Origin of the sequence: Salmonella sp. SAL04196 (assembly GCF_046550835.1) — a bacterium.
GTDB classification, from domain to species: domain Bacteria; phylum Pseudomonadota; class Gammaproteobacteria; order Enterobacterales; family Enterobacteriaceae; genus Salmonella; species Salmonella enterica.
Window position 1 is genome coordinate 1262065 of sequence record NZ_JBGDXE010000001.1, and the last position, 23756, is coordinate 1285820.

The window sequence follows — 23756 nt, forward strand, 5'->3', positions numbered from 1 at the left end:
CCTTAATTTTATTGCGGATTAGATTTTTCTGTTCTAATAGCACAATTTTTCACCATAATTTCAGACATCAAGACTTCTAAATGGCTATTTTTATGAAATGGCTCGTCTGCTGCTTTTTCAGGCACAACGGTTCTACAAGCCAATAATTACAATAAAATCATAGTGATAAAAGAAAAACGATCAAATCAAAGCGAGAACTCAGGGGAAGTTTGACGTTGTTCACAAAGTTCCGCGAAAATAACATTTGTTTACATATTTTTTCCTTTTGAAACTAAATCTTTATATTTGTAGCACTTTCACGGTAGCGAAACGTTAGTTTGAATGGAAAGATGCCTGTCAGACACATAAAGACACCAAACTCTCATCAATATTTCTGTAAAGTTTTATTGACGGAATTTATTGACGGCAGTGGCAGGTGTCATATAAAAAAACCAATGAGGGTAATAAATAATGATGAAGCGCAAAATCCTGGCAGCGGTGATCCCTGCCCTGCTGGCTGCTGCAACCGCAAACGCAGCAGAAATTTATAATAAAGATGGTAATAAGCTGGATCTGTACGGTAAAGCCGTGGGTCGTCACGTATGGACAACGACCGGCGATAGCAAAAATGCCGACCAGACTTATGCCCAGATTGGTTTTAAAGGGGAAACGCAGATTAACACCGATCTGACCGGTTTCGGTCAGTGGGAATACCGTACTAAAGCAGACCGCGCTGAAGGCGAACAGCAGAACTCGAATCTGGTCCGTCTGGCTTTCGCGGGTTTGAAATACGCGGAAGTGGGTTCAATCGATTATGGTCGTAACTACGGTATCGTTTACGATGTTGAATCCTATACCGATATGGCCCCCTACTTCTCCGGCGAAACCTGGGGCGGCGCCTATACTGATAACTACATGACCAGCCGTGCTGGCGGTTTGTTGACCTACCGTAACTCTGACTTCTTTGGTCTGGTGGACGGTCTCTCTTTCGGTATCCAGTATCAGGGTAAAAATCAGGACAACCACAGCATTAACTCTCAGAATGGCGATGGCGTAGGTTACACCATGGCATATGAGTTCGACGGCTTTGGCGTCACCGCAGCGTACAGCAACAGCAAGCGTACTAACGATCAGCAGGATCGCGATGGTAATGGCGATCGCGCAGAGTCATGGGCCGTTGGCGCGAAATATGATGCAAACAACGTCTACCTGGCTGCCGTATATGCTGAAACCCGCAATATGAGCATTGTTGAAAATACGGTTACCGATACCGTGGAAATGGCAAACAAAACGCAGAACCTGGAAGTGGTCGCTCAGTACCAGTTTGACTTCGGCCTGCGTCCGGCAATCTCGTATGTGCAGAGTAAAGGTAAGCAGTTGAACGGCGCCGACGGCTCGGCCGATCTGGCGAAATATATTCAGGCGGGCGCGACTTACTACTTCAACAAAAACATGAACGTATGGGTTGACTACCGTTTCAACCTGCTGGACGAAAACGACTACAGCTCCAGCTACGTTGGCACCGACGATCAGGCGGCTGTCGGTATTACTTACCAGTTCTGATCAGCAGACCCCTTTGTTTTATGCCTCAAAAACAGGACTTCGGTCCTGTTTTTTTATCTCTCTTAGAGAAAATGTGCGTCTTTCAAAAACAGGCGGGCTTTTTAGCGCTAACGGTTGGCATTTTGTAAATCTGCCGTTAACCTGATAGCGGATTTCCCTTCTGTAACTATAATGGAACCTCGTCATGTTTGAGAACATAACCGCCGCTCCTGCCGACCCGATTTTGGGCCTGGCCGATCTGTTTCGCGCCGATGACCGTCCAGGGAAAATTAACCTTGGCATTGGCGTATATAAAGATGAAACCGGCAAAACACCGGTGCTCACCAGCGTTAAAAAAGCCGAGCAGTATTTACTGGAAAATGAAACGACGAAAAACTATCTCGGCATTGACGGGATTCCGGAATTTGCTCGCTGCACTCAGGAACTGCTGTTCGGCAAAGGCAGCGCGCTGATTAACGATAAGCGCGCACGCACGGCGCAAACGCCGGGCGGTACCGGCGCGTTACGCATTGCCGCCGACTTTTTGGCAAAAAATACTCCGGTAAAACGGGTGTGGGTGAGCAACCCCAGCTGGCCGAACCACAAAAGCGTGTTTAACGCTGCCGGCCTGGAAGTTCGGGAGTACGCTTACTACGATGCGGAAAATCACACGCTGGATTTTGAAGCGTTACAAGCCAGCCTGAGCGAAGCTCAGGCCGGCGATGTGGTTCTGTTCCACGGTTGCTGTCATAACCCAACCGGCATTGACCCTACTCTGGAACAGTGGCAGGTTCTGGCTGAGCTTTCCGTTGAAAAAGGGTGGCTGCCGCTATTCGATTTCGCTTACCAGGGCTTTGCCCGCGGCCTGGAAGAAGATGCGGAAGGTCTGCGCGCCTTTGCCGCGCTGCATAAAGAGCTCATTGTCGCCAGCTCCTACTCCAAAAACTTCGGCTTATATAATGAACGAGTCGGCGCCTGCACCCTCGTTGCCGCCGATGCGGAAACCGTGGATCGCGCTTTTAGCCAGATGAAATCCGCCATTCGCGCTAACTACTCCAACCCGCCAGCGCACGGCGCGTCCATCGTCGCGACTATCCTGAGTAATGACGCCCTGCGCGCTATCTGGGAACAGGAACTGACGGATATGCGCCAGCGTATTCAGCGTATGCGTCAACTGTTCGTGAATACCTTGCAGGAAAAAGGCGCGAACCGTGACTTCAGCTTTATTATCAAGCAGAACGGGATGTTCTCATTCAGCGGTCTGACCAAAGATCAGGTGCTGCGTCTGCGTGAAGAGTTCGGCGTTTATGCCGTGGCTTCTGGTCGCGTGAACGTGGCGGGCATGACCCCGGATAATATGGCGCCGCTGTGCGAAGCCATTGTCGCGGTACTGTAAAAAGCTGCCGACTGGCGTGACCGATAAAAAAGCCTGCACATTGCAGGCTTTTTCATTCTGCTTACCAGACCGGCATCTCATCTTGCAGGAAGGGATTATGCAGACGCTCGTACCCGAGCGTAGAGAGCGGGCCGTGGCCAGGAATAAAGGTCACATCATCGCCAAGCGGCAATAATTTACGCTTAATAGCGTCAATCAACTGGGTGTGATCGCCGCGAGGAAAATCGCTGCGCCCGACGCCACCTTTGAAAATCACATCGCCGGAGATCAGCAGTTGCGACTGTTCATCAAAGAAAACCACGTGTCCCGGCGTGTGTCCCGGACAATGTAACACCTGTAACGTCACATTCCCCACGCTGACGCGATCGCCGTCGTTCAACCAGCGATCAGGCGTCAGCGGCTGACACTCATCCAGACCAAACATGCGGCTTTGCGCCGGCAGTCCTTGCAGCCAGAACTCATCTTCTTTTTCCGGACCGATAACAGGAACGCCGTAATGCTGCGCCAGTTCACTCGCCGCGCCGACATGATCGAGATGCCCATGCGTGAGTAAAATTTGCATCAACGTCACGCCGCTGGCGTCCACTTCCTGTTTAATTTTTTCCGCGTCGCCGCCCGGATCGACCAGCGCCGCCAGCCGGGTTTGTTCGCACCAGATTAATGAACAGTTCTGGGAGAACGCGGTGACCGGAATAATACGATAGTTCATACTGCTCCTTTGATTAAGCCTCGCTGATTACCAGTGCCGCGCCGGCCCGGTATCAATATGCACAAAGTTACTACGTGGGTAATATCCTACACCACCTGCGCGCATAGATAACGCCGCTTTGCGAATATTGCTCAGCGCCACGCCCTCAATATGAAAATCCATCGCCTGCCCTTTTGTATGGTAGCTTTTTTTCGCTACGCCGCTGCTACGGGCGCGTAATTCATTATTGGTATCAAGAGAACGGTAGCCCGAGATGAGCTGCACAGGTTTACGCGTCCCTAACAGCCCCTGAAGTCGGTAAAGTTGGTCAAACAGGCGGGGATCGATTGATCGGACTTTATTCGCGCGATAGTCACGGAAAAAATGGTTTAACTTTGCTAATTCATCCTGAATATAGGCTCTTCCATCGAAAAACTCCGCCTTGATTGACTCTCCGGTATGGAGATTGTTTAACGTCAAAATGCGCGGGCGTGGGGTCGAGAGTGTGGCAAACGCTGGCGCGGGCAGGATGGCGGCGCCGAGAGCGACACCACCAAGCGCCAGCAGCTTGCGGCGATTAGCGTCAAATTTGTCCATGATAATCAGGTCTACAGGTCAATGTTATCGTTAATACACTTCTACCTTTAAGCAGACATGATACCGGCTGGCACAGACTTCTGAACGGCCCGGTCGACTTAAAGGTTGTTGTATATGCACTTCTGGCGCACGAAAGGCACCTTAACTGCCGATAAAGCCCGCGTCAAGATGGCCCTCCCCCAGCCACAACGGGGGTCTACAGCGAAACGCCCCGTTGAAGCCAAACATTAGGACAACATATTTACCAGAACTTCTTCATTTACCTGATTAATTGTTCAACCTTTGGCACAATTTGTGCGCTGGATCGCGCTGTGAGATCGTAATTGTAAATATCTGTACGATATTGCATACGTCCATCTGCGCCGACAAACGCGGTCAGATAGTAAAGATTTACTGGAATGTTCTGCCGGATATTGACATACCGCGTGTCGCCTTGCTTCAGGGCGCCTGAGATCCGCGCATCGTTCCAGCCAGCATCCTGCAAGAGCATATTCGCCAGTTCAGAGGCCTTATTGACCCGCACGCAGCCGGAACTTAACGCCCTGGCGTCACGCTGAAAGAGAGTATGGTTGGGCGTATCGTGCAGATAGATCGCATCTGAACTCGGCATATTAAATTTATAACGCCCCAGCGAATTGTGCGCGCCTGGCGCCTGCTGGAAACGGAACGGAAGATTCGATGGCGTAATGGTGGCCCAGTCAACCTGCCACGGATCGATCGCTTCTTTGCTGTTCCAGCCGCGCATCACGGTGTAGCCATGGCGCTCCAGATAGCCTGGGTCATTCCACACCTTCGGTAAAATGTCTTTACGCGCAAGCGTGGGCGGAACGTTCCACGGCGGGTTCACCACCACATTATTCAGCGCGCTGCTCATCATCGGCGTTTTACGGTCAGGACGCCCGACGATCACCCTCGAAGCCAGCACCTGGTTGCCATTCTGATAGTAGACCAGCGAATAAGCGGGAATGTTTACCATAATACCGGTAGAGAGTTCCGCCGGCAGCAGGCGTAAACGTTGGATATTCAGTGCCAGTACGCCTGCGCGTTGCGCGGGGGTCATATTAAGCCAGTTACGCGTCGCCGGGCCAATAACGCCATCCGCCCCCAGCCCTTGCCATGCCTGAAAACGCTTTACCGCCTCGACCAGTTCACGATCGTAGGCGCGTGCCGCCGGAGCCGACTTACTACGGCGGGCCGTTTGTTCGTCGACCGGCTGCGCCACCGATGTTTCGACTACCGCGGCGGAGGGGCTGACGACGGCGCTATCAGCAGTGTTATCGCCGGGTAAGGCTATCTTTGGACCGCCATCCAGCGTCCCCGTACGCTGTAATATTTCGCGCAGCGCAGGCACATCGTTACTCCATTGCCCCGGGCGCAGCGTCGCGGTATTGGTCAACTGCGGCCACGGGCGAGAGTCCGCCACCAGCTTCAGTAGCGCGTCATGCATGGGCGCATACTGTGGATGCTGCGGCGCCAGGCTGGCGATATACATCGGCAACTGCCCCTCTTCCAGCGCGATTTGCCACTGGTTAATCACCGAGACTGGCGGCGTCGCCAATGCGTAAGGTTTGTTGCTATATAACCAGCGCTGGCCTTTGACGGGGATATTCGCAATGAAATGGAGATAGCCCATCATGGCGTCTGACAACACAACATCGCGCGCCATACCGTTTACGGCGGGATCGGTCAACAATGCCACCCAGGCGGTAAACTGCGGCTGGAATCCGGCAATCGCCACCTCCGCCAACTGTTGCTGGAAGGCTTTCACCGCATCGCGATTATCCCACATGGGCTTCATGTCGCGCGCGGCATACAGCAATGTTAGCTGGCTCATATAGACCGGCGTATAGCCGGAAGGAAGCTGCGACTGTAAATCAGCCCGGACTTTCTCGGCTGAAACGCCCTCCGGCAGCGGCTGAATCCCGGCCATAATCGCCGTCGCGGCGGATTGCTTCTGCGGCCCAGCCTGATCCGTCGCGGCAACGGCGCTATCGCCAGGTATCATTTCAGGCTCATCGGCCTGCGCATTGAACAGTGGAGCGAATGTTACGGCCAGGCATAAACTGATTGCCGACAGACAACGACCACACATCTTGTTAAGCAACATCCCTTGCCCCCTGTTTTCGTTATCATACTCCGCATGACTGTGCTGCCCGCAGCGCGGGTCAACCTCAACCGATGCTTTTGTTTAGTATGACGAGTCAGCCTGCTCACTCGTCAGGCTTAACTCCAGTATATAAAGTTCGTTACGTTTTTGCCTAACCTAATGTAAAGAAGTTTAAAGAAAATGCACTACCCGGAGAGATTTTTCAGATAAAGAAAAAGGCGGCTTTCGCCGCCCCAGGGTAATGATAAAGCAGAACTTGTTGTGCCGGATGGCGGCGTAACCGACTTATCCGGCCTTGCCTGATAAACGAGGCGCCATCGGGCACTTCATTATTTCTGCCGTATTTAACTCGCTTCTGAAGGCGTATCTTCCGTCCGCGTACCGGGAAGCGTTTCCGGAAGCTGCGGCGCAAAGCCACGCAGCCCGACAACATGAACATGCTCAGTATTCTGAAACACTTTACGCACCAGTTTATACGTCGTGCCCTTCTCCGGACTGATGTTTTCCGGCGCGGCGATGATGAGCTGCATCTGCAAACGTTCGCATAGTTCAAACAGCGTGGCGATAGAGCGCGCATCCAGACGCGCCGCTTCATCGAGGAACAGCAGGCGACATGGCGAAATATCTTTCCCGCGCAGTCTGCGCGCTTCGTCTTCCCAGCTTTGCACCACCATCACCAGAATTGACATCCCGGTCCCGATAGCTTCACCCGTGGATAGCGCGCCGGATTCCGCACGCAGCCAGCCGTCAGACCCACGGTTAACTTCAACTTCCATTTCCAGATAGTTACGGTAGTCCAGCAACTCCTCGCCGATGGTCTGCGGCGTGCGTTGCCCCATATCGATCTGCGGATTCAGACGCTGGTACAGTTTCGCCAGCGCTTCAGAGAAGGTCAGACGATTGCTGTTAAACAGATCCTGGTGCTGCTCTTGCTGTTCTGAAAGCACATCCAGCAAGGTGGCATGCGTTTCACGCACGTTGACGTTTAACCGCACGCTATTCACCTGGCCAAACGAGACGCTTTGCAAACCCTGGTTCAGCATACGAATACGGTTCTGCTCACGCTGGATAGTCTTGCGGATGATGTTTGCCACGCTGCGGGAACTGATCGCCAGCTTTTGCTCACGCGATGTCAGCTCTTCCGTCAGACGGCTCAGCTCAATCTCCATTTGTTCAATGGCTTCAACCGGATCGTCGGTACGAATAATATCCTGACGAATACGTTCGCGCAGATGCTGGTAAACGGCCACAAAGAACTGGATTTTACGTTCCGGGCGTTTCGGATCTTCCGACAGACGCAATACGTCGCGCAGATGTTCGTTATCCGCGACGGCCAGGCGCAGCGCGCCCAACGCCTTATCCGACATGGAGCGCAGTTCATCCGCCGACAGATAAGCCAGCTCACGACGGTGCAGACGGCGTTCCACGCCATTGTCTTTCACCATCCGCATGACTGCGCACCAGCCGGCTTTCGCGGTTACGACCTGCTCGCGCATTTCATGATAATCGCGCTCCAGCTTGCGCAGCTTACGGGTCAGGTTCTCCATCTCCGCTTCGCAGAAAGTGAGCGCTTTCTCAAGCTGATTGCGACGCGAACGGTTATTGCTCAACTGAGCGTGCAGTTCATCGCGACGCTGGCGAGCGCGCTCTTCCGCCCCGCTATCGGCGCGAACGCCAATATCCTGTAATTCGCGCTGCAAATCGTTAAGCAGCTCTTTTTTCGTGTCGTAAGAGCTTTTTAGCGAGGCCAGGACCTGGCTGTACTGACTTAACTGCGCGGCATGGCTGCGCAGCGCTTCGCGGGCGCGGGTACGCTCGGCTTCCGCCTGCTCCAGCCGCTGGCGCAGCTTTTCGTTAAGATCGCTGTTGCCGCTCAACATTTCCGCCGAGTCGGAATAGCTGAAATGCGCCCGACGTTCGACGACTTCAGCCAGCGCAAAAGCCTGCTGGCGCGCGTCGCGCTGCATTTGCTGCGACCATGCATAGTCTTCTTTTAACTGCTCAAACTGTTCCGGATCGCTTTGCAGAACGGAAACCACCGGCTCCAGTTTGGCTAACTGGTTGCCATATTGCTGCACAAATCGCGCCGCTTCCTGCGCCTCATCCAACCGTTCCTGAATTTCATCGACCCGATCGGCCAGCGTTTCATCGGCCAATAAATTCAGCCGCGGCAGCAAACGGTTAAGCGCGGAAACGCCCTCTTTCGCCTGCTCAAACTGAAGGCGCTGCTGCTGGTTGTCGCTTTCATGCGTCGCCAGCGCGCGCTCCAGTTCGACGCGACGCCCGTTCAGTCGGCGAATTTCCGCTTCCGGATCGTCCTCAAAAGCAACGGAAAGGTGGCTGCCGATAAAACGGCTGAACGCCTGGTGCAAACGCTGGGTTTTCTGAACGTCAAACGAGAGCGTGGCAAAGCGCTCGGAAAGCACTTCCCGTTCCGCATGGAGACTTTCAATACGGTTCTCGCGCGCCGCGCGGCCAAAAATAGGCAGCGACGGGAAACGCGAATAACGCCACTGACGGTCGGCAATTTTCACGACCACCGCCTTTTCCAGCTCGTCAACGCTGAATACGCTGTCATCAAAAGACTGCGGATCGCCTTCGATCAGGTACAGATCTTCCGGGCAGTCGGTCAGACCTTCAAGCTGTTCGGCTATTTGCGATAAATCCGGTACGACGATCGCATGGCGCGACGGGCCATACAGTGCGGAAAAGTACGGCGCATCTTCAAGACTGACATCATCGTAGATTTCCGACAGCAGTACCCCGCCAAAACGCTCCGCTAGCGCATTCAAACGCTGATCTTCCGCGCCGCCCGGCTGGCTTAAACGTTCGATCTCTTCATCAACCGCATTTTTACGCGCGCCCACTTCGTCGCGTTCGACAATGGCTTCGCGCTCACGCTCCAGCAGCTGTTGCAGGTATTCGGTCACTTCCTGGCTGGACGTAAACTCCTCGCCACACTGTTCGCTAAGCTGGTTAAGGCTGTTTTGCGCCGCCAGCCAGACAGGAGCGCGTTGCATCAGATGCTGGATACGGGATTGAAGCTGCTCCTGCTCCTGACGCAAGGCCATACGCTGTTCGCTGGCTGACGATACGCTATCAGACAAGGACGCGATGCGGGCTTCCAGCTCCTGATGCAGCGCTTCCAGTTCGTCAATATCAAAATTTTTGCCCTGTCGCTTACAGAACTCCGCCAGCAGACGTTCCGCCTCTTGCTGCTCGCGCAGCCGCTGTTCCAGTTCGCTCAGGCGCATCCGCAGCGGCTGTACCTGTTCCGCCAGATGACGCTGGTTCACGCCGTCCCGTAACAGCTCGCGCGCCACGTCCCAGGCTTCGCTACGCGCCAGCGGGCCGTTGATCGCCGCCACCAGCTGGTAAGCCTGCTCAAACTGACTGTGCGCGGTTTGCGCCACGCTCATTTTTTGTTCCAACGACAGCAGTTTTTCCGTAGCTTCCTGCTCTTTTGCCTGGAAAGTATCCAGCCATTCGGCGGCGCTTTCCGGCGTTAGATCCGGCAGATGGCAAAGTTCTTTAGCGCGGGCAAGCGCTGATATCGCCTGGTTATACTGAATCGCGCGCGTTTGCTGTACATCCAGCGCCTGCTGGTAATCCGCAAGCTGGCTTTTGAGTTCATCGACTTCCAGCTCGGCGGCTTCGGCACGCGCTTCATTTTCGTCCTGCATTTCGGCGGCTTCCGCCACCACTTCGTTTTGCTCTTCGAGTCGAATCTGCAGCTCTTCAAGATCTGCTTCGTAGCGTTCAATTTTTTCCTGCTGGCGCAGCGCGGTTTGCACCAGATTCAGGTGATCGCTCGCCGCCTGATAATCCGCTTCAAGAGAACCTTCGGCGCCGTTATGTTCGCCCAACTCACGGGCCATATCGACGTGCTTATACTGCTCTGCCGCCAGTTGCTTGCGCGATGTGTACAGTTCGCGTCGAAACGCCAACGCCTGATCAAGGTGAACCCGACGCTCATTGGCGTGGCGCATATAATCCGCCGCCACATAATCGGTGGCTTCGCTGATCAAATGCTTAAACAGATCGCGATCGGATTGGGTAACACGAATCGCTTCCAGCGTGAGTCGGTTCTCGCGCAGCGCCGCTTCCATATCCTGGAATGCCTTGCGCACGCCGCTGTTTTCTGGCAATAAATAATCGCGCAGCGATCGGGTAATGGCGCTGGAGATCCCGCCGTACAGCGAGGCCTCTATCAAACGATAGAATTTACTACGATCGGAAGCGGAGCGCAGACGACGGGCGATAATCCCTAAGTCAAACATCAGCGAATGATAATCGGTGATGGAGTTAAACTGCTTAAACTGCACGCCTTCCATCTCGTCAAGCTTGTCTTTCAGCTCAGCAAGCGACAGTACGCGCGCCTGACGTTCGTTTAATGTCTCCGTCACCAGTTGTGTCGGCTGTACCGACATCGGCAGCCCCTGGATAGCGAACGGTTTGATGTCCACTTTGCGATCGCGCCCAGCGACCTGCTGCAGACGCACGCCGACCACCACCCGCTGATGGCGGGAATTAATGGTGTCGAGCATGGAGTAACAGACGCCCGCCTTCAGCTTACCGTGCAGACCTTTATCGCGCGAACCGCTGGTGGCGCCGGCTTCCGTGGTGTTACGAAAGTGCAGTAATGTGAGATCCGGGATCAGCGCCGTGACGAACGCCGCCATCGTCGTGGATTTTCCGGCGCCGTTGCCCCCGGATAACGTCGTGACCAGTTCATCCAGGTCAAAAGTGCGGGCAAAAAAACCGTTCCAGTTAATCAGCGTTAGCGAGCGAAATTTACCGCGTTCAATCATTATTCTTCCTCTCCACTGTCCGGCTGACTCTCTTCGGTCTCATCATTAAGTTGCAGATGGTTTTCAATGGGCATCGCTTCCCCGTCGCGGATGAGACGACGCTGCGCCTCGCGAGGATCGTCGCCGGCGCGGACATCCGCGCCAAAGCGGAAGACCGATTCGGTAATGCGGAATTTGCTGCTGTCGTGGCCCATAAACCATACCATGCCCAAACGACGCAGGCGGTTCAAAGAAGAACGCACCTTTTCCTGCAGTTTCTGACGATCAACGTCAGATCCCGTCGAGCGGTTATTCACTAGCTTTAGCAGTTTGGCTTCGTCCGCAAGGGTAAGCAGCTCGTCGTACAACTCTTGCTGAGTAAAGATCCCTTCGTTGGCCAGACGCTCCGGGCTAAGATAGAGGTAGCAGAGAATTTTACCGACCATCATATCCAGTTCGGATAACACCGAGCGCGGGATAAGCGTGGTAGAACGCGGACGCAGGTAGAAGAACCCCTCCGGCGCGCGAATCAGTTCCACGTTATAACGCGCGTAAAATTCTTCCAGGTATTCCTGAAAATCCATCAGAAAGGCATGATTATCCAGTTCGTCCAGCCCGATGTGGCGGCCCGAACGTAATGCGCTATCCAGCGCCGGAAATAACGGATTCGCCAGCGCCTGCGCCAGCTTAACCGGCATCACTTGTTCAATATTTGTCAATGACATGCGCCTGTACCTTGGCTCCGTAATCATTAATCGGCTGCCATTTGGCTGGCAGTCCGGTGAAATCTGCTTGCGCTACGCCAAGACGTACCGCTTGATCGATAACAATACGCGCCACGTCGAAATGACGCGCGCGCGGGTATTGCGCCAGATACTCGCGCACCACCAGCCCAAGATCCAGTGGCGTTTGTCTGGTTTTGTAGATAGCCAGCTGTTCTTCAATGATGGCCGCTAACTGCTCGCGGATCTCGTTAAACTCTTCATATTCCAGATCCGGCGGCAACTCCCCGGTGACTTCATCGTCACGCAACGCCATCTCTTCATCGCGCATATCCAGCAGACGATCGGCATTCGCGTAGGTTAGCGCCCACGGATCGTCAAAATAAGTCTGCACGGACTGGCGCAACCGCTGGGCGAAGACACGGTTTTTATCCATATCGATCGCGGTACGGATAAATTTATGCACGTGACGATCGTAGCCGATCCATAAATCAATAGACTGTTGACCCCAACTGATAATGCGGTCAAGTTTACTTTGTAAGTCAAACACCAGCCTGTCGACAAAATGCAGATCGTCGTGCGTCATCGTGGCATCCTGAATGCGCAGCAGGTTAGCCTGCAGCTTATCGCCCGCCGCCTCCAGCGTATCCTGCAATTCGCGCAGCGTACCGGACGTTTCGGAAAGCAGCAGTTCACAGCTGGAAATCGCCGCCCGCCAGTCTTTATTCAGCAGTTGTGCGATATCGTCTTTCACCTGCTGCTGCTGTTCATCCATGATGCGCTGGGTGAGATCGATACTGTCGAAAATCTCCGCCACCGAATATTTCAATGGCGCGTAAACGTTGCGATGCCAGTGGAACTCATCGCCACCCTCCGCTGCCGCATCCGCCGCGCGCTTCAATTCGCCGGCCACAATCGACAACTGCATAGAAAGACGCAGCGTAGAGAATTCGCGTTGACGAATGTAGTAATCGGTGATGCCAATCCCGAGCGGGGTTAATCGGTAAATCGCATTGCCTTCCGCCTGCTCGCTGGTAAAGCGGTTCAGCAGACGTTGACGCACCATATCGTTAATCGCGTTATTAGCGCGCACGCCGATGGTTTCGCTGGTTTGCTCAAACGCATCACTCACATGGCGGAATGCATCCACCAGCTCGCCTTCACTCATCTCGCCGTCAAGGCGTTCGCCGTTCAACGTGGCGACCGCCAGCAGAAAGGAAAGTCTGTCTACCGGCAGCGAGATGGAAAAGTCGTTTTTTCTGGCCCAGGCAACCAGTTCGGGGACTGTCTGGGAAAATTCACTCATAGGTTATCCTTGCATCTGCGGCTAGCGCCGGGCTTTTAATCGCGGTGACATGAATGTAGCGCCCAAGGCTAATATACGGCTCCTGGCGGCAATAACGCGTTTCCAGTTCGACCAGGGTCTCATAACAGTCACGCTGCTGGTGTTTTTCACGCAGATAATCATGAAACACACGCACGCCGGTTTTACCGGTAATCTGCCAGCCAATCGCCTCCAGCCACTGGTACACCTGCGCGGGGTCGCGCGGGTAGTCAGGCGACAGCGTGCGCTTCTTGCGTTTAGGCATCCCCGCCTGCACGTAGTCAAAATTACCCGCCACCATATTGTGCATCAGCAAACCGTTAGCGTTATAGAACATCAACGACAGCGCGCCGCCAGGGCGCAATACTGACCAGAGCGTTTCTAATACGCCGACAGGATCGGCTACCCACTCCAGCACAGCATGAAACAATATCAGATCAACCGGGCTTTCCAAATGCGAAGCGACGTCCTGAGCCGGGCATTGTATAAAATGCATGTCTTTGCTCACACCTTTTGCCTCGGCCGCCTGCCGCGCGTGGGCGATCATTTCGCCAGACAGATCGCATAACGTCACCTGATGGCCGCGTTCCGCCATCTTAATCGCCGTTTGCCCTTCGCCGCCGCCGGCATCCAGTACCCGCAGTTTTCGCCCGCCAATCTCCTCCAGCACGCGATCCAGGTCTTGCCACAGAATGGCTTGCCGCAGTTGTCCTTTGGTCGTGCCGTAAATGTTACGGGAAAACTTTTCAGCAATGTCATCAAAATTGCGATCCTGCATCGGACTCTCCACAGGCTGGCTCAGGCGTTATCTGATAAAACCGCTATTTTGTCACAGCCGCGGCCAGAATGAACCTGTCTGGTGTAATATCACCGTTAATCCTCCGCTATATGGTTAAAAAAGGAACCAAAAAGGATGCTTTTTACGCTAAAGAAAGTGATTGGCGGTATGTTATTGCCGCTTCCGCTGATGTTGCTAATGATTGGCGTCGGCCTGGCGCTGCTCTGGTTTAGCCGCTTTCAGAAAACCGGAAAAGTATTTATCAGCGTAAGTTGGCTGGCGCTATTGCTATTAAGCCTGCAACCCGTCTCCGACCATCTGCTGCGTCCGATAGAAAACCGCTACCCTACCTGGCAGGGTCCGCAAAAGGTGGAATATATTGTGGTTCTCGGCGGCGGCTATACCTGGAACCCGCAGTGGGCGCCGAGCTCTAATTTAATTAACAACAGTTTACCGCGGCTGGCGGAAGGCATTCGGCTGTGGCGCGCGAATCCGGGAGCAAAGCTGATTTTTACCGGCGGCGTAGCAAAAACCAATACGGTAAGCACGGCGGAAGTCGGTGCGCAGGTGGCGCAGTCGCTGGGCGTACCGCGTAGCGATATTATTACGCTGGATAAGCCAAAAGATACGGAAGAAGAAGCCGCCGCCGTTAAGCAGGCCATCGGCGACGCCCCTTTCCTGTTGGTAACCTCCGCCTCGCATTTGCCGCGTGCGATGATTTTCTTTCAGCATGCCGGGCTGAATCCGCTTCCCGCGCCGGCGAATCAGTTGGCGATCGATTCGCCGCTCAATCCCTGGGAGCGGGCAATTCCGTCCCCGGTCTGGCTAATGCACAGCGATCGCGCTGGGTATGAAACATTAGGACGACTTTGGCAATGGCTGAAAGGCATATCAGGCAAGCCAGGGGAGTAATGATTTCGCCGCCAGATCAAAGTTGGTACGGTTAAAACGTCCGGTATTGACCAACTGTGCAACCTCGTCCCACAGCACATAGAGCCAACGCCGCCAGATGAAGGACTCCGCCACTGGCGCGCGTTGCAGATAATGCCAAAGCAATCCCTCCGCCAATGGATTATCCATCAGGCGAAACAGTTCGAACTCTCTCGGCGCCCACAGCATCAGCCCGGGGCCGACCATCGCCAGAAGCTGATCGCTACGGGCGTCTTTAAGCATACTGCGCAGGCAGAAGTTGCCATGCACCAGTACGCAGTTGTCGTTAAACCCTTCAAATAACGAAGGAAGACATTCTCTGGTACGAAACAGAATGCGTTTGTCCTGCATCGTCAGGCCGGTATTGCTGAACTGATTTAGCGTCGTCCACAGCACCTCCACCCGCTGACGATACCAGGAAGGCCAGATATTCTCCTGAGTATGGTCTACGGCGCCAACGCAACCGCGGCTATCCTGCCGATGCCAGGCTAACAATCCTTCGACAATCTGATCTTTTAGCTGTTCCCAGCGTTCCGGAGTGCGCGCCGGTGCCTCGACCGGCACACCGCGCAGTCGTTCCAGTAGCAGCACATCCGGACCAGGATGCTCTTCATGCGTCAATACGCCATAGATTACCGGCATCCTCACCGTACCGCTACGCGCCAGCATTGAGGTTTTCCATGCCAGTTGCTGCGCAACGCCGGGAGTGGTAAAGCTTCGCGCCATCAGCGGCATCGGATTTCCCTGGCTGTCATATAATGACCACAATGCGGAATCCGCTTTCTCATTCACGCACTCTATACGGCTAAGTTTTTCACCCAACAAATGACTGAGTTCGGCCCGCAACTGTTCCATTCCAGATTACCCCCATTAGTGCTACTGCTTTAATAATGAGCGTCGTATGGACAGATGTCACCCGTATCAGATCAAGGGAAGAAAAGAAAAATGAGGAAAATCGTAACGGTACGAGAAAGCCGCCACTAGTGAGCAGACGTGAGTATTCATCTTTGCGCTACCATACCGCGCTGTTCATGACCGTCTAAGACGATCATGAACAGGATCATGTTAACGCATTTCAGCGCGAACGCGCTCCAGGTCGTCGGCAGTGTCTACGCCCGTGCCGGGCACCACTTTGGCGACGGCGACATGAATTTTTTCGCCGTACCACAGCACACGGAGTTGCTCCAGCATTTCAATATGTTCCAGCGGGCTGGGTTGCCAGCTCACGTAACGGCGGATAAAACCCGCGCGATAGCCATAAATGCCTAGGTGGCGCAGGCAAGTATCCCCTACTGTTTCCAGACTTTTTGCAAAGCGGTCGCGATCCCAGGGAATCGTCGCCCGGGAAAAGTAAAGCGCATAGCCTTCAGCATCCAGCACGACTTTTACCGCATTCGGGTTAAATGCTTCTTCGGCGCTGTGAATCGGCACCGCCAGCGTCGCCATGCCAACCTGGCGCTGCGCCAGATTTTCCGCGACCTGGCGAATAATAACCGCCGGGATCATCGGCTCATCGCCCTGAACGTTCACAATAACGGTATCGTCGCTGAATCCGCACTTCTCTACCACTTCCGCCAACCGTTCGGTGCCGGACTGGTGATCGGCGCGCGTCATGCACACTTCGCCGCCAGCCGCTTCTACCGCACGAGCCACGTCTTCATGATCGGTGGCGACAATAATGCGTTCCGCGCCAGATTCGCGCGCCCGCTCCAGGACATGAACAATCATGGGCTTACCATTAATATCCACTAATGGTTTGCCTGGCAGTCGGGTAGATGAAAAACGGGCCGGAATGATGACGACGAAACTCATGATTTACTCTCATCAGATGTCAGGGAGCGAGCTTCATTTTCCAGCAATACAGGAATGCCGTCGCGTAACGGGAAAGCGAGATTATCCAGTTTGCAAATTAATTCTTGCTTTTCCTGGTTATACCAGAGTTTGCCGTTACATACCGGGCAGGCGATGATTTCAAGCAGACGATGATCCATAGTTCCTCCAGATGGACCGGATTGTGAATCCTTCAATATTAACATAATCGGTTATGGTGCAGGGTCTATTTCCCAGCCATGACGCATGGCGCTAAACAGGCCTGGCGGACATTGTCCCAGCGTCACGCGCGATGCCCGTTGCCAGGCAGCAAACGCGCTAATAGCCTGCCAGATTCCTTTTTGCAGACTAACGCCAGGGCGGATATCGTCCTCCAGATACAGCGAGATAACCTCAAGCACCCCCGTTTTACGGTGCATTTTGGCATCCATTCGCCCGACTAAACGGCCCAGGTATAATAGCGGCAGCACAAAATAACCGTACTGGCGCTTCGCTGCGGGCGTATAACATTCCAGCCGATAGTTAAATCCGAAGAGCTGCGCTGCCCGCTTGCGATCCCATACCACAGGATCGAAAGGCGACAGTACTGCGCTATGAGTCGCCTTTAAGGCGTTATTTAGCGCCGGTTCCAGCTGCGAAAGAAGATCGGCATGAAGCCACATCCGCCCCAACGTTTCCACCTCGACCGGAATAATCTGCTGCTGTTCCGCCCGGCTCTCCCGCCATCCCTTCAGGTCAGCACGTTTCAGGCGGTAGTAATCCGCCAGCCACTGTTCACGGAAAATCCCCAGACTGCGCGCGCTATTATCCAGCATCAGGCTTTCCGCCTGCGACTGTGACAGTCCATCGCGTTCATCATCCCAGTGCGGCATCACACGGGGCGTTAAATCATAGACACGTTGAAAATTACGCCGCTCAACAACCATGACTTTTCCGGCGGTAAATAAACCCTCAAGGTGGCGTTTATGCGGTTTCCATTCCCACCAGCCGCTGACGCCTTTCCGCGCATGTTCAAAATCGGCAGAACGCACCGGACCGTGCTCCTGAATATGCCGAACCAGCTGTTCTATTTCTTCCGCGTGTTCATGCATCCATGCCGCGCGATATTTCCAGCCCATCTTTTCCGGCGACAGCATACGATGGCGGATAAGTTTAAAGTCGCGGCGTGGTAAGAAACAGGCCTCATGCGCCCAGTATTCCATTAACTCGCCGCGTCGCAGCGCCTCATCCAGCCAGGCCTGCGGGTACGAACCGAGACGGCTAAACAGCACCAGATAGGGGCTACGTGCGACAACATTGATGGTATCAATTTGCAACAACGCCATGCGTGAGATGGCGGCAAGAACATCGCCAGGCATCGCGTTACGGCGCGGCTTTTTCAATAGCCCCTGCGCAGCAAGGTGAAGACAACGGGCCTGGGAAAGAGAAAGGTACGGCAATGACATTCATGACTCCATAAATTCATCACTGCCGCAGCATTGGGGTACGCTAGCGAACCAGCGAGGTGATATGTTCAAGCAGCTTATCAGGCTGCTCACCGGACAAACGCGCATCAACCGGTAAGAACCACCAGTTATCTTCGGCAAAAGCACGGCATTTCACCGCGTCTTTTTCCGTCATTACCAGGGTCTGCCCTTCACCGACCAACGCCTGAACGTCAGCAGGGGCGAGCGTTTGATGATCGGCCAGCGGGACGCACTTTTGCGGATGCGCGCCACAGGCTTCCAGCGTCGCGAAAAAGCGCGGCGGATGACCGATGCCCGCCATCGCCACAATATTGCTCAGTTGCGCCACATCGCAACGCGCTCCCGTACGTAAGTTCACCGCCAGTCCAGGCGCTAGCTGCATGGGGATTTCGCCCGCCCGGGCGACGCCGCCATTCACGATAGCGGCGTCCACGGTTTTCAGGCGACTGGCGCGTTCGCGCATAGGACCGGCAGGAAGCCACCAGCCGTTGCCAAAGCGGCGCACGCCGTCAATCACCACAATTTCAATATCTCGCGCGAGTCGGTAATGCTGCAACCCATCGTCGGTGATAATAATCTGCACATTATGCGCCGCCAGAATCGCTTTCACCGCCGCGGCGCGTTCAGGCGCCACCGCGACAGGCGCGCCGGTCCGTTGATAAATCAATACCGGTTCATCTCCCGCTTCTGCGGTTGTCGTCTCCGGCGTCAGGAGCAGCGGATAAGCGGCAGCTTTCCCGCCGTAGCCGCGGGAAACGACCCCCACGCGCACGCCACGCTGTTGCAGCTTTTCCACCAGCCAAATGACTACGGGTGTTTTACCGTTACCGCCAGCCGTAAGATTCCCTACCACAACCACCGGTACCGGCGCTCGCCAGGCGCGTTTAAAACCAAGCTTATAGCTCAGACGAATCGCCCCGCTCACCAGGCCATACAGCCAGGAGAGCGGCAGCAGTAACCGCCATAGCGGGGATTCACCCGACCAGATACGCGCAATCATTGGCCAAATTGCATCTTATGTAGCTGGGCGTAAACGCCGTGTTGCGCCAGCAGCTCGCTATGAGTGCCGCGCTCAACGATAATACCGTCTTCGACTACAACGATCTCATCCGCCTGTTCGATGGTAGAGAGACGGTGCGCAATCACCAGAGAGGTACGGTTTTTCTGCAGCTCATCCAACGCGGCCTGAATCGCACGTTCAGATTCGGTATCCAGCGCGGACGTAGCTTCATCAAGGATCAAAATCGGGCTGTCGCGCAGTAAGGCGCGGGCAATCGCGATACGCTGGCGTTGACCGCCGGAAAGCAGTACGCCGTTTTCGCCGATGATGGTATCCAGGCCATTATCCATCTTGTTGATAAAGTCCATGGCATAGGCCATGCGCGCCGCCTCTTCAATCTGCTCGCGGCTATATTCTTCCGTCCGGGCATAAGCAATGTTATTGGCGACCGTGTCGTTAAACAGATGCACGTTTTGCGAAACCAGCGCCACCTGATTACGTAGAGAGGCCAGAGTGTATTCGCGTAGATCGTGACCATCCATGAGGATGTGTCCTTCATCAATATCGTAGAAACGGGTGATCAGACTGGCGATAGTTGATTTACCCGATCCGGAACGCCCCACCAGCGCCACGGTTTTCCCGGCAGGAATTTTCAAATTGATGTTACGCAATGCCGGCACTTCACGGCCCGGGTAAGTAAACGTCACATTGCGGAATTCGAGATCGCCGGTCGCGCGGTCAATGACACGTTTACCTTCATCTTTCTCCTGTTCGCTGTCCAGAATCGCAAACAACGTCTGACAAGCCGCCATCCCACGCTGGAACTGCGCGTTAACGTTTGTCAGCGATTTTAATGGACGCATCAGCGCGATCATGGAGGAGAACACCACGGTGATGGTCCCTGCCGTCAGGCTATCCATTACGCTTGGGAAGCTCGCAGCATAGAGGACAAACGCCAGCGCCAGCGAGGCAATGAGCTGAATGATAGGATCGGAAATTGACGAGGCAGAGACCATTTTCATGCCTTGCAGTCGCATCTTATTGCTGACTTTATCAAAGCGTTTAGTTTCGACTTCCTGACCGCCGAAAATCAGTACCTCTTTGTGTCCTTTCAGCATTTGTTCAGCGCTGGTAGTCACTTGTCCCATCGTGTTCTGCATATTTTTACTGATGCTGCGGAACCGCTTTGAGACAACGCGAATCGCAGTCGACACAATCGGCGCTAAAACAACCAGGATGATCGACAGCTGCCAGCTGTAATAGAACATCATGATGAACAATCCGATGATCGATGCCCCTTCACGCACCACGGTAATCAGTGCGCCAGATGAAGAAGAGGCAACCTGTTCTGAATCGTAAGTAATACGCGACAGCAGCGTACCGGTAGACTGTTTATCAAAGAAGGCGACGGGCATTCCCATCATATGGCCAAACAGGCGACGGCGCATGGTCATTACCACCTTGCCTGACACCCATGAAATACAGTAGCTGGAGATATAGCTAGTGATGCCTCGTAATATCATCAGCCCAATAACCACCAGCGGCATCCACAGCAACACTGAGCGATCCGTTTTACCGAAACCATCATCCAGTAATGGCTTGAGGAGCGATAGCATGAAGGTATCGCTGGCTGCGTTGAGAATTAACGCTATGCCCGCCACGATCAGACCTGCTTTAAAAGGCGCTATGGTTGGCCACAGTCGGCGGAAGGTCTGCCACGTAGAGAGATCTTTATCGTTATGCATTCAAAAAACCAGCATTTGTTGAAATAGCCGCATATTCTACCCGTTATCCTCGGACACGCCAAACCACTGATGATACCAGCGAGGTAAAATTTGATCCCGTAAGCCTTGTATGCGCCAGCCCTGCGGAGAAAACCGCAGCGAAATTTGCCCCTGGTGGGGTGTATCAAACCACTGATACGCCTGCTGTCGGTAGCGCTGTTTTACCTTGCGGGACGGCAGCCGCCATGCGTTATAGCGCGATGCGGACGCCAGCGCCGCTTCACCATGTACGCGCTGAATAAATGGTAGCGACGACGACGTATTACTACCATGATGCGGCACCTGGATAAACGTCGCCGCAAGATGTCGCCAGTAACGACTTAGCATTTTTTGTTCAGCGCCAGCTTCGATATCGCCCGTGAGCAGGATGCTATGTACACCGTCATCCACTTTGACCACACAGGAGCGGTTATTTCCTCGATCGGCACTTTTGCGTAACGGCCAGTGCGCCTGAAACGTTAGCCCCTGCCATTGCCACTGCTCGCCGCGAAAACAGGGCAAATGTCCCTGCCAGCCTAATGGGCTGCGAATCCACATTGACGGCCAGACCTGCTGTAGCGAACGCAGCCCGCCCCGATGATCCAGATGCTCATGACTCAAAATAACGCCCTCCGGCGTCAGATTATGCCAGCGCAACCAGGGAATAATAACCTGTTGCCCGCTGTCGCCCTCCGGCCATGCCCGACCGGTATCGTAGAGTATTACTTTATCGCCCCTGACGATCGCTATCGCCAGCCCCTGACCGACATCCAGCATATGCACCTGCCATCCGCTGGCGTTTATCGGTCGCCAGAGTGGCCAGCTCATCAACAATAACCCGCATAAACAGACCGCCGGCCAGGTACGCCAGACGTTTAATCGCCACGCGATAAGCATTAGCCAGGGCAAAAACGTCAGCCACTGCCAACGGTTATCAATATTCACCCAGCCCTGCGGTAAAGCATTCAACAGGTAAAATAGCGCGGCTAACGCGCGATCGGTCAGGTACCATACCCACTCTTCAAGAAAAAACGGCCCGGTTAAATGCAGAACCATTCCCGCCAGGATGAGTGGAACCGTCACAAATGTGACCCAGGGTACGGCAAAAAGATTCGCCAGCATTGCGGTAACGCTTATGCCATGAAAAAGCGCCACCTGGAGAGGCAAAAGCAGAAGTGTAATGCCTGCCTGTAGGTGAAGCAGGTTAAGCAACCAGCGTAAGCCCCGTGGAAAATTTCCGTTTGGCGCAGGAAACCACTGATACCAGAATAACAGGCCGGCAACCGCAAATGCTGACAGCCAAAGACTTTGTGATATAACCGCCACAGGGTCGGCGAAAATAATCGCGGCCAGACAGCAGCACCAGACTTGCCAGCCGCTCCACTGTCGTCCGCTTAATTTTAATCCTCCCCAGACGCTCAGTGCCGCCACCGTGCGCAGCGCAGGCGGTTGTAAACCGGTAAGCCAGGCATAACATATCGCGCAAAGAATGCCGCCCAGCAATGGCGTCTGCCAACGAATCCATCTGGCCGGCAAAAAGAATTGTCCGCCACGGATTAATCCGGCAGCCAATAACGCGGCAAAAGCGATATGCAGGCCGGAAATCGCCATCAAATGGGCAGTCCCCGTATCGCGCATAACGGCCTTCACCTCCTGCGACACCTCTCCCCGCTCCCCCATTCCCAACGCCAGAATAACCTGTTGCCACGGATAAGGCGCAAGCGTAGCGCGAAGCGAAGCAAGATAGCGCCCACGCAAGCTACACTCAGGTTTAATCGCTTTAGCCTGTAGAAAACGCCCGGTCAACGGTTGGTGCTGCGCCAGCGCGTAACGTTGGCTATCAAAACCGCCTTCGTTAAGCTGTCCGTGTACCGCTCTGACCTTCAGCGTCATCGCCCACTGTTGCCCGGCACACACTTCCGTGGGTAAGTACTGGCCATGCAGGACAATCCCTACAGCAGGAAAGAGCGGCTTTCCGCGCAAATGGGTGATTCGCCCATAATGAGTGGTCATATGATCGGTGGCAGTAATGACGACTGTCGCCTCCTGCGTCGCGGCGGGCAGGACGTTTCCCGCCCAGATGGCCTGCCTGGCGGCAAATATCCCCCACATGAAAAAGAGCAAGGTTAATGCCGCGTAGCGCGCATAGTGATGGGGTATGAGGCAAAGCAAACATGCCAGACAAAACAGCACCGCGAGAATCCACGTGTCAGGTAATACTGGCAATATCATGAGCGGAAGTATGCCGCATACTACGCATACGCTGACCGTCGTTATCTTCATAGACACCTCCCTGTGCGGGAAAGTGTGCAGGTTCAGGACGCCATTGTCTGGAGGGGATTTTGTGCTATACGGCGCGGATTCCAGGTTTTTTACCTGATAAATGTAAGACGCAGCAAAAAATGCGAAACGTTTTCCAGTTTTCGGTCGAATAGCGTTTGCGCCTGACGGCGTATAAATGAAAAAAGCACCCTGGAGGTGCTTTTTTCGGGTTCAAGTTTTGCGTTAAAACTTAACCGTAAATATTGGCGCGATCGCGCAGTTCTTTACCCGGTTTAAAGTGAGGAACGTATTTTCCTTCCAGTTCCACTTTATCGCCGGTCTTGGGGTTACGTCCGGTACGAGGCGCGCGGTAATGCAAAGAAAAACTGCCGAAACCGCGGATTTCAATACGCTCGCCCTGCGCAAGAGTCGAGGCCATATGCTCCAGCATCTCTTTTACCGCGTCTTCAACCGCCTTAGCGGGAATGTGAGATTGCTGGGTTGCAAGTCTTTCAATCAATTCTGACTTGGTCATGATTCCTCCGGTTCCTTAAAGGCAAATTGGCTGCAGCCGTGAGATTG

General features: G+C 54.2%; 18 protein-coding genes. 3 read left to right on the forward strand and 15 right to left on the reverse strand.

Annotated features, from left to right (window positions below):
* Positions 1–450: 450 nt before the first annotated feature.
* Both ompF and aspC read left to right on the forward strand, forming a co-directional pair.
* Positions 451–1542 carry a porin OmpF gene (gene ompF, locus ACLJPE_RS06510; protein ID WP_000977709.1) on the forward strand — a complete coding sequence of 364 codons (1092 nt, stop codon included), beginning with the start codon at positions 451–453 and terminating at the stop codon, positions 1540–1542.
* A gap of 184 nt (positions 1543–1726) precedes the next feature.
* Positions 1727–2917 (forward strand): aspartate transaminase, encoded by a 1191-nt coding sequence (aspC, locus tag ACLJPE_RS06515; RefSeq protein WP_000462653.1) that lies wholly within the window; start codon positions 1727–1729, stop codon positions 2915–2917.
* Positions 2918–2978: 61 nt separating this feature from the next.
* Here the strand turns inward: aspC and ACLJPE_RS06520 are convergent, their stop codons facing one another.
* The 7 genes from ACLJPE_RS06520 to cmoM form a co-directional block, all read right to left on the reverse strand.
* Positions 2979–3626 carry an MBL fold metallo-hydrolase gene (locus ACLJPE_RS06520; protein WP_001109471.1) on the reverse strand — a complete coding sequence of 216 codons (648 nt, stop codon included), beginning with the start codon at positions 3624–3626 and terminating at the stop codon, positions 2979–2981.
* 27 nt (positions 3627–3653) lie between these two features.
* Entirely contained in the window at positions 3654–4202 is a 549-nt protein-coding gene (locus tag ACLJPE_RS06525; protein WP_000357052.1) for a YcbK family protein, read from the reverse strand.
* A 259-nt stretch (positions 4203–4461) separates the two neighbouring features.
* Positions 4462–6309, reverse strand: coding sequence for a L,D-transpeptidase (gene ldtD, locus ACLJPE_RS06530; RefSeq protein ID WP_000925894.1), 1848 nt, complete (start codon positions 6307–6309; stop codon positions 4462–4464).
* A gap of 344 nt (positions 6310–6653) precedes the next feature.
* The gene (gene mukB / locus ACLJPE_RS06535) at positions 6654–11120 is read right to left on the reverse strand and encodes a chromosome partition protein MukB (protein ID WP_000572739.1); all 4467 of its coding nucleotides are present in this window, start codon (positions 11118–11120) and stop codon (positions 6654–6656) included.
* Positions 11120–11824 (reverse strand): chromosome partition protein MukE, encoded by a 705-nt coding sequence (gene mukE / locus ACLJPE_RS06540; protein WP_000060025.1) that lies wholly within the window; start codon positions 11822–11824, stop codon positions 11120–11122. The genes mukB and mukE overlap by 1 nt, the downstream gene beginning before the upstream one ends.
* Positions 11805–13127 (reverse strand): chromosome partition protein MukF, encoded by a 1323-nt coding sequence (gene mukF, locus ACLJPE_RS06545; protein WP_001288828.1) that lies wholly within the window; start codon positions 13125–13127, stop codon positions 11805–11807. The genes mukE and mukF overlap by 20 nt, the downstream gene beginning before the upstream one ends.
* Positions 13120–13923 carry a tRNA uridine 5-oxyacetic acid(34) methyltransferase CmoM gene (gene cmoM / locus ACLJPE_RS06550; protein ID WP_039513088.1) on the reverse strand — a complete coding sequence of 268 codons (804 nt, stop codon included), beginning with the start codon at positions 13921–13923 and terminating at the stop codon, positions 13120–13122. The genes mukF and cmoM overlap by 8 nt, the downstream gene beginning before the upstream one ends.
* Positions 13924–14058: 135 nt before the next feature.
* Between cmoM and elyC the strand changes: the two genes are divergently transcribed.
* Entirely contained in the window at positions 14059–14835 is a 777-nt protein-coding gene (gene elyC / locus ACLJPE_RS06555; RefSeq protein ID WP_023251629.1) for an envelope biogenesis factor ElyC, read from the forward strand.
* On the opposite strand, the gene ACLJPE_RS06560 is transcribed toward elyC, so the two are convergent.
* From ACLJPE_RS06560 to ihfB, 8 genes are all read right to left on the reverse strand, one after another.
* The gene (locus ACLJPE_RS06560; RefSeq protein ID WP_000436893.1) at positions 14815–15708 is read right to left on the reverse strand and encodes a YcbJ family phosphotransferase; all 894 of its coding nucleotides are present in this window, start codon (positions 15706–15708) and stop codon (positions 14815–14817) included. The two genes, elyC and ACLJPE_RS06560, sit on opposite strands and share 21 nt — an antisense overlap.
* A 210-nt stretch (positions 15709–15918) precedes the next feature.
* Positions 15919–16665 (reverse strand): 3-deoxy-manno-octulosonate cytidylyltransferase, encoded by a 747-nt coding sequence (gene kdsB / locus ACLJPE_RS06565; RefSeq protein WP_023251630.1) that lies wholly within the window; start codon positions 16663–16665, stop codon positions 15919–15921.
* Positions 16662–16844, reverse strand: a complete 183-nt coding sequence (gene ycaR, locus ACLJPE_RS06570) for a protein YcaR (protein ID WP_000350056.1) — start codon at positions 16842–16844, stop codon at positions 16662–16664. The genes kdsB and ycaR overlap by 4 nt, the downstream gene beginning before the upstream one ends.
* Positions 16845–16895: 51 nt before the next feature.
* The gene (locus tag ACLJPE_RS06575; RefSeq protein WP_000056927.1) at positions 16896–18128 is read right to left on the reverse strand and encodes a winged helix-turn-helix domain-containing protein; all 1233 of its coding nucleotides are present in this window, start codon (positions 18126–18128) and stop codon (positions 16896–16898) included.
* Positions 18129–18171: 43 nt separating this feature from the next.
* Entirely contained in the window at positions 18172–19149 is a 978-nt protein-coding gene (gene lpxK, locus ACLJPE_RS06580; RefSeq protein WP_000561679.1) for a tetraacyldisaccharide 4'-kinase, read from the reverse strand.
* Positions 19146–20894 (reverse strand): lipid A ABC transporter ATP-binding protein/permease MsbA, encoded by a 1749-nt coding sequence (gene msbA, locus ACLJPE_RS06585; RefSeq protein ID WP_039513083.1) that lies wholly within the window; start codon positions 20892–20894, stop codon positions 19146–19148. The genes lpxK and msbA overlap by 4 nt, the downstream gene beginning before the upstream one ends.
* A gap of 36 nt (positions 20895–20930) precedes the next feature.
* Positions 20931–23195 (reverse strand): ComEC family protein, encoded by a 2265-nt coding sequence (locus tag ACLJPE_RS06590; protein ID WP_000705778.1) that lies wholly within the window; start codon positions 23193–23195, stop codon positions 20931–20933.
* A 229-nt stretch (positions 23196–23424) separates the two neighbouring features.
* A complete protein-coding gene (gene ihfB, locus ACLJPE_RS06595) occupies positions 23425–23709 on the reverse strand; it encodes an integration host factor subunit beta (protein ID WP_000167332.1) in 285 nt (94 codons plus the stop codon).
* Positions 23710–23756 lie beyond the last annotated feature (47 nt).

Bases quoted from the DNA above. Each gene is read 5' to 3' on its own strand.
- ACLJPE_RS06590 (WP_000705778.1), bottom strand. From the start codon at position 23,195: ATGAAGATAACGACGGTCAGCGTATGCGTAGTATGCGGCATACTTCCG.
- mukE (WP_000060025.1), bottom strand. From the start codon at position 11,824: ATGTCATTGACAAATATTGAACAAGTGATGCCGGTTAAGCTGGCGCAG.
- lpxK (WP_000561679.1), bottom strand. From the start codon at position 19,149: ATGATTGCGCGTATCTGGTCGGGTGAATCCCCGCTATGGCGGTTACTG.
- mukB (WP_000572739.1), bottom strand. From the start codon at position 11,120: ATGATTGAACGCGGTAAATTTCGCTCGCTAACGCTGATTAACTGGAAC.
- ACLJPE_RS06525 (WP_000357052.1), bottom strand. From the start codon at position 4,202: ATGGACAAATTTGACGCTAATCGCCGCAAGCTGCTGGCGCTTGGTGGT.
- msbA (WP_039513083.1), bottom strand. From the start codon at position 20,894: ATGCATAACGATAAAGATCTCTCTACGTGGCAGACCTTCCGCCGACTG.
- ACLJPE_RS06520 (WP_001109471.1), bottom strand. From the start codon at position 3,626: ATGAACTATCGTATTATTCCGGTCACCGCGTTCTCCCAGAACTGTTCA.
- ihfB (WP_000167332.1), bottom strand. From the start codon at position 23,709: ATGACCAAGTCAGAATTGATTGAAAGACTTGCAACCCAGCAATCTCAC.
- aspC (WP_000462653.1), top strand. From the start codon at position 1,727: ATGTTTGAGAACATAACCGCCGCTCCTGCCGACCCGATTTTGGGCCTG.
- ycaR (WP_000350056.1), bottom strand. From the start codon at position 16,844: ATGGATCATCGTCTGCTTGAAATCATCGCCTGCCCGGTATGTAACGGC.
- cmoM (WP_039513088.1), bottom strand. From the start codon at position 13,923: ATGCAGGATCGCAATTTTGATGACATTGCTGAAAAGTTTTCCCGTAAC.
- ACLJPE_RS06575 (WP_000056927.1), bottom strand. From the start codon at position 18,128: ATGTCATTGCCGTACCTTTCTCTTTCCCAGGCCCGTTGTCTTCACCTT.
- ompF (WP_000977709.1), top strand. From the start codon at position 451: ATGATGAAGCGCAAAATCCTGGCAGCGGTGATCCCTGCCCTGCTGGCT.
- mukF (WP_001288828.1), bottom strand. From the start codon at position 13,127: ATGAGTGAATTTTCCCAGACAGTCCCCGAACTGGTTGCCTGGGCCAGA.
- ACLJPE_RS06560 (WP_000436893.1), bottom strand. From the start codon at position 15,708: ATGGAACAGTTGCGGGCCGAACTCAGTCATTTGTTGGGTGAAAAACTT.
- elyC (WP_023251629.1), top strand. From the start codon at position 14,059: ATGCTTTTTACGCTAAAGAAAGTGATTGGCGGTATGTTATTGCCGCTT.
- ldtD (WP_000925894.1), bottom strand. From the start codon at position 6,309: ATGTTGCTTAACAAGATGTGTGGTCGTTGTCTGTCGGCAATCAGTTTA.
- kdsB (WP_023251630.1), bottom strand. From the start codon at position 16,665: ATGAGTTTCGTCGTCATCATTCCGGCCCGTTTTTCATCTACCCGACTG.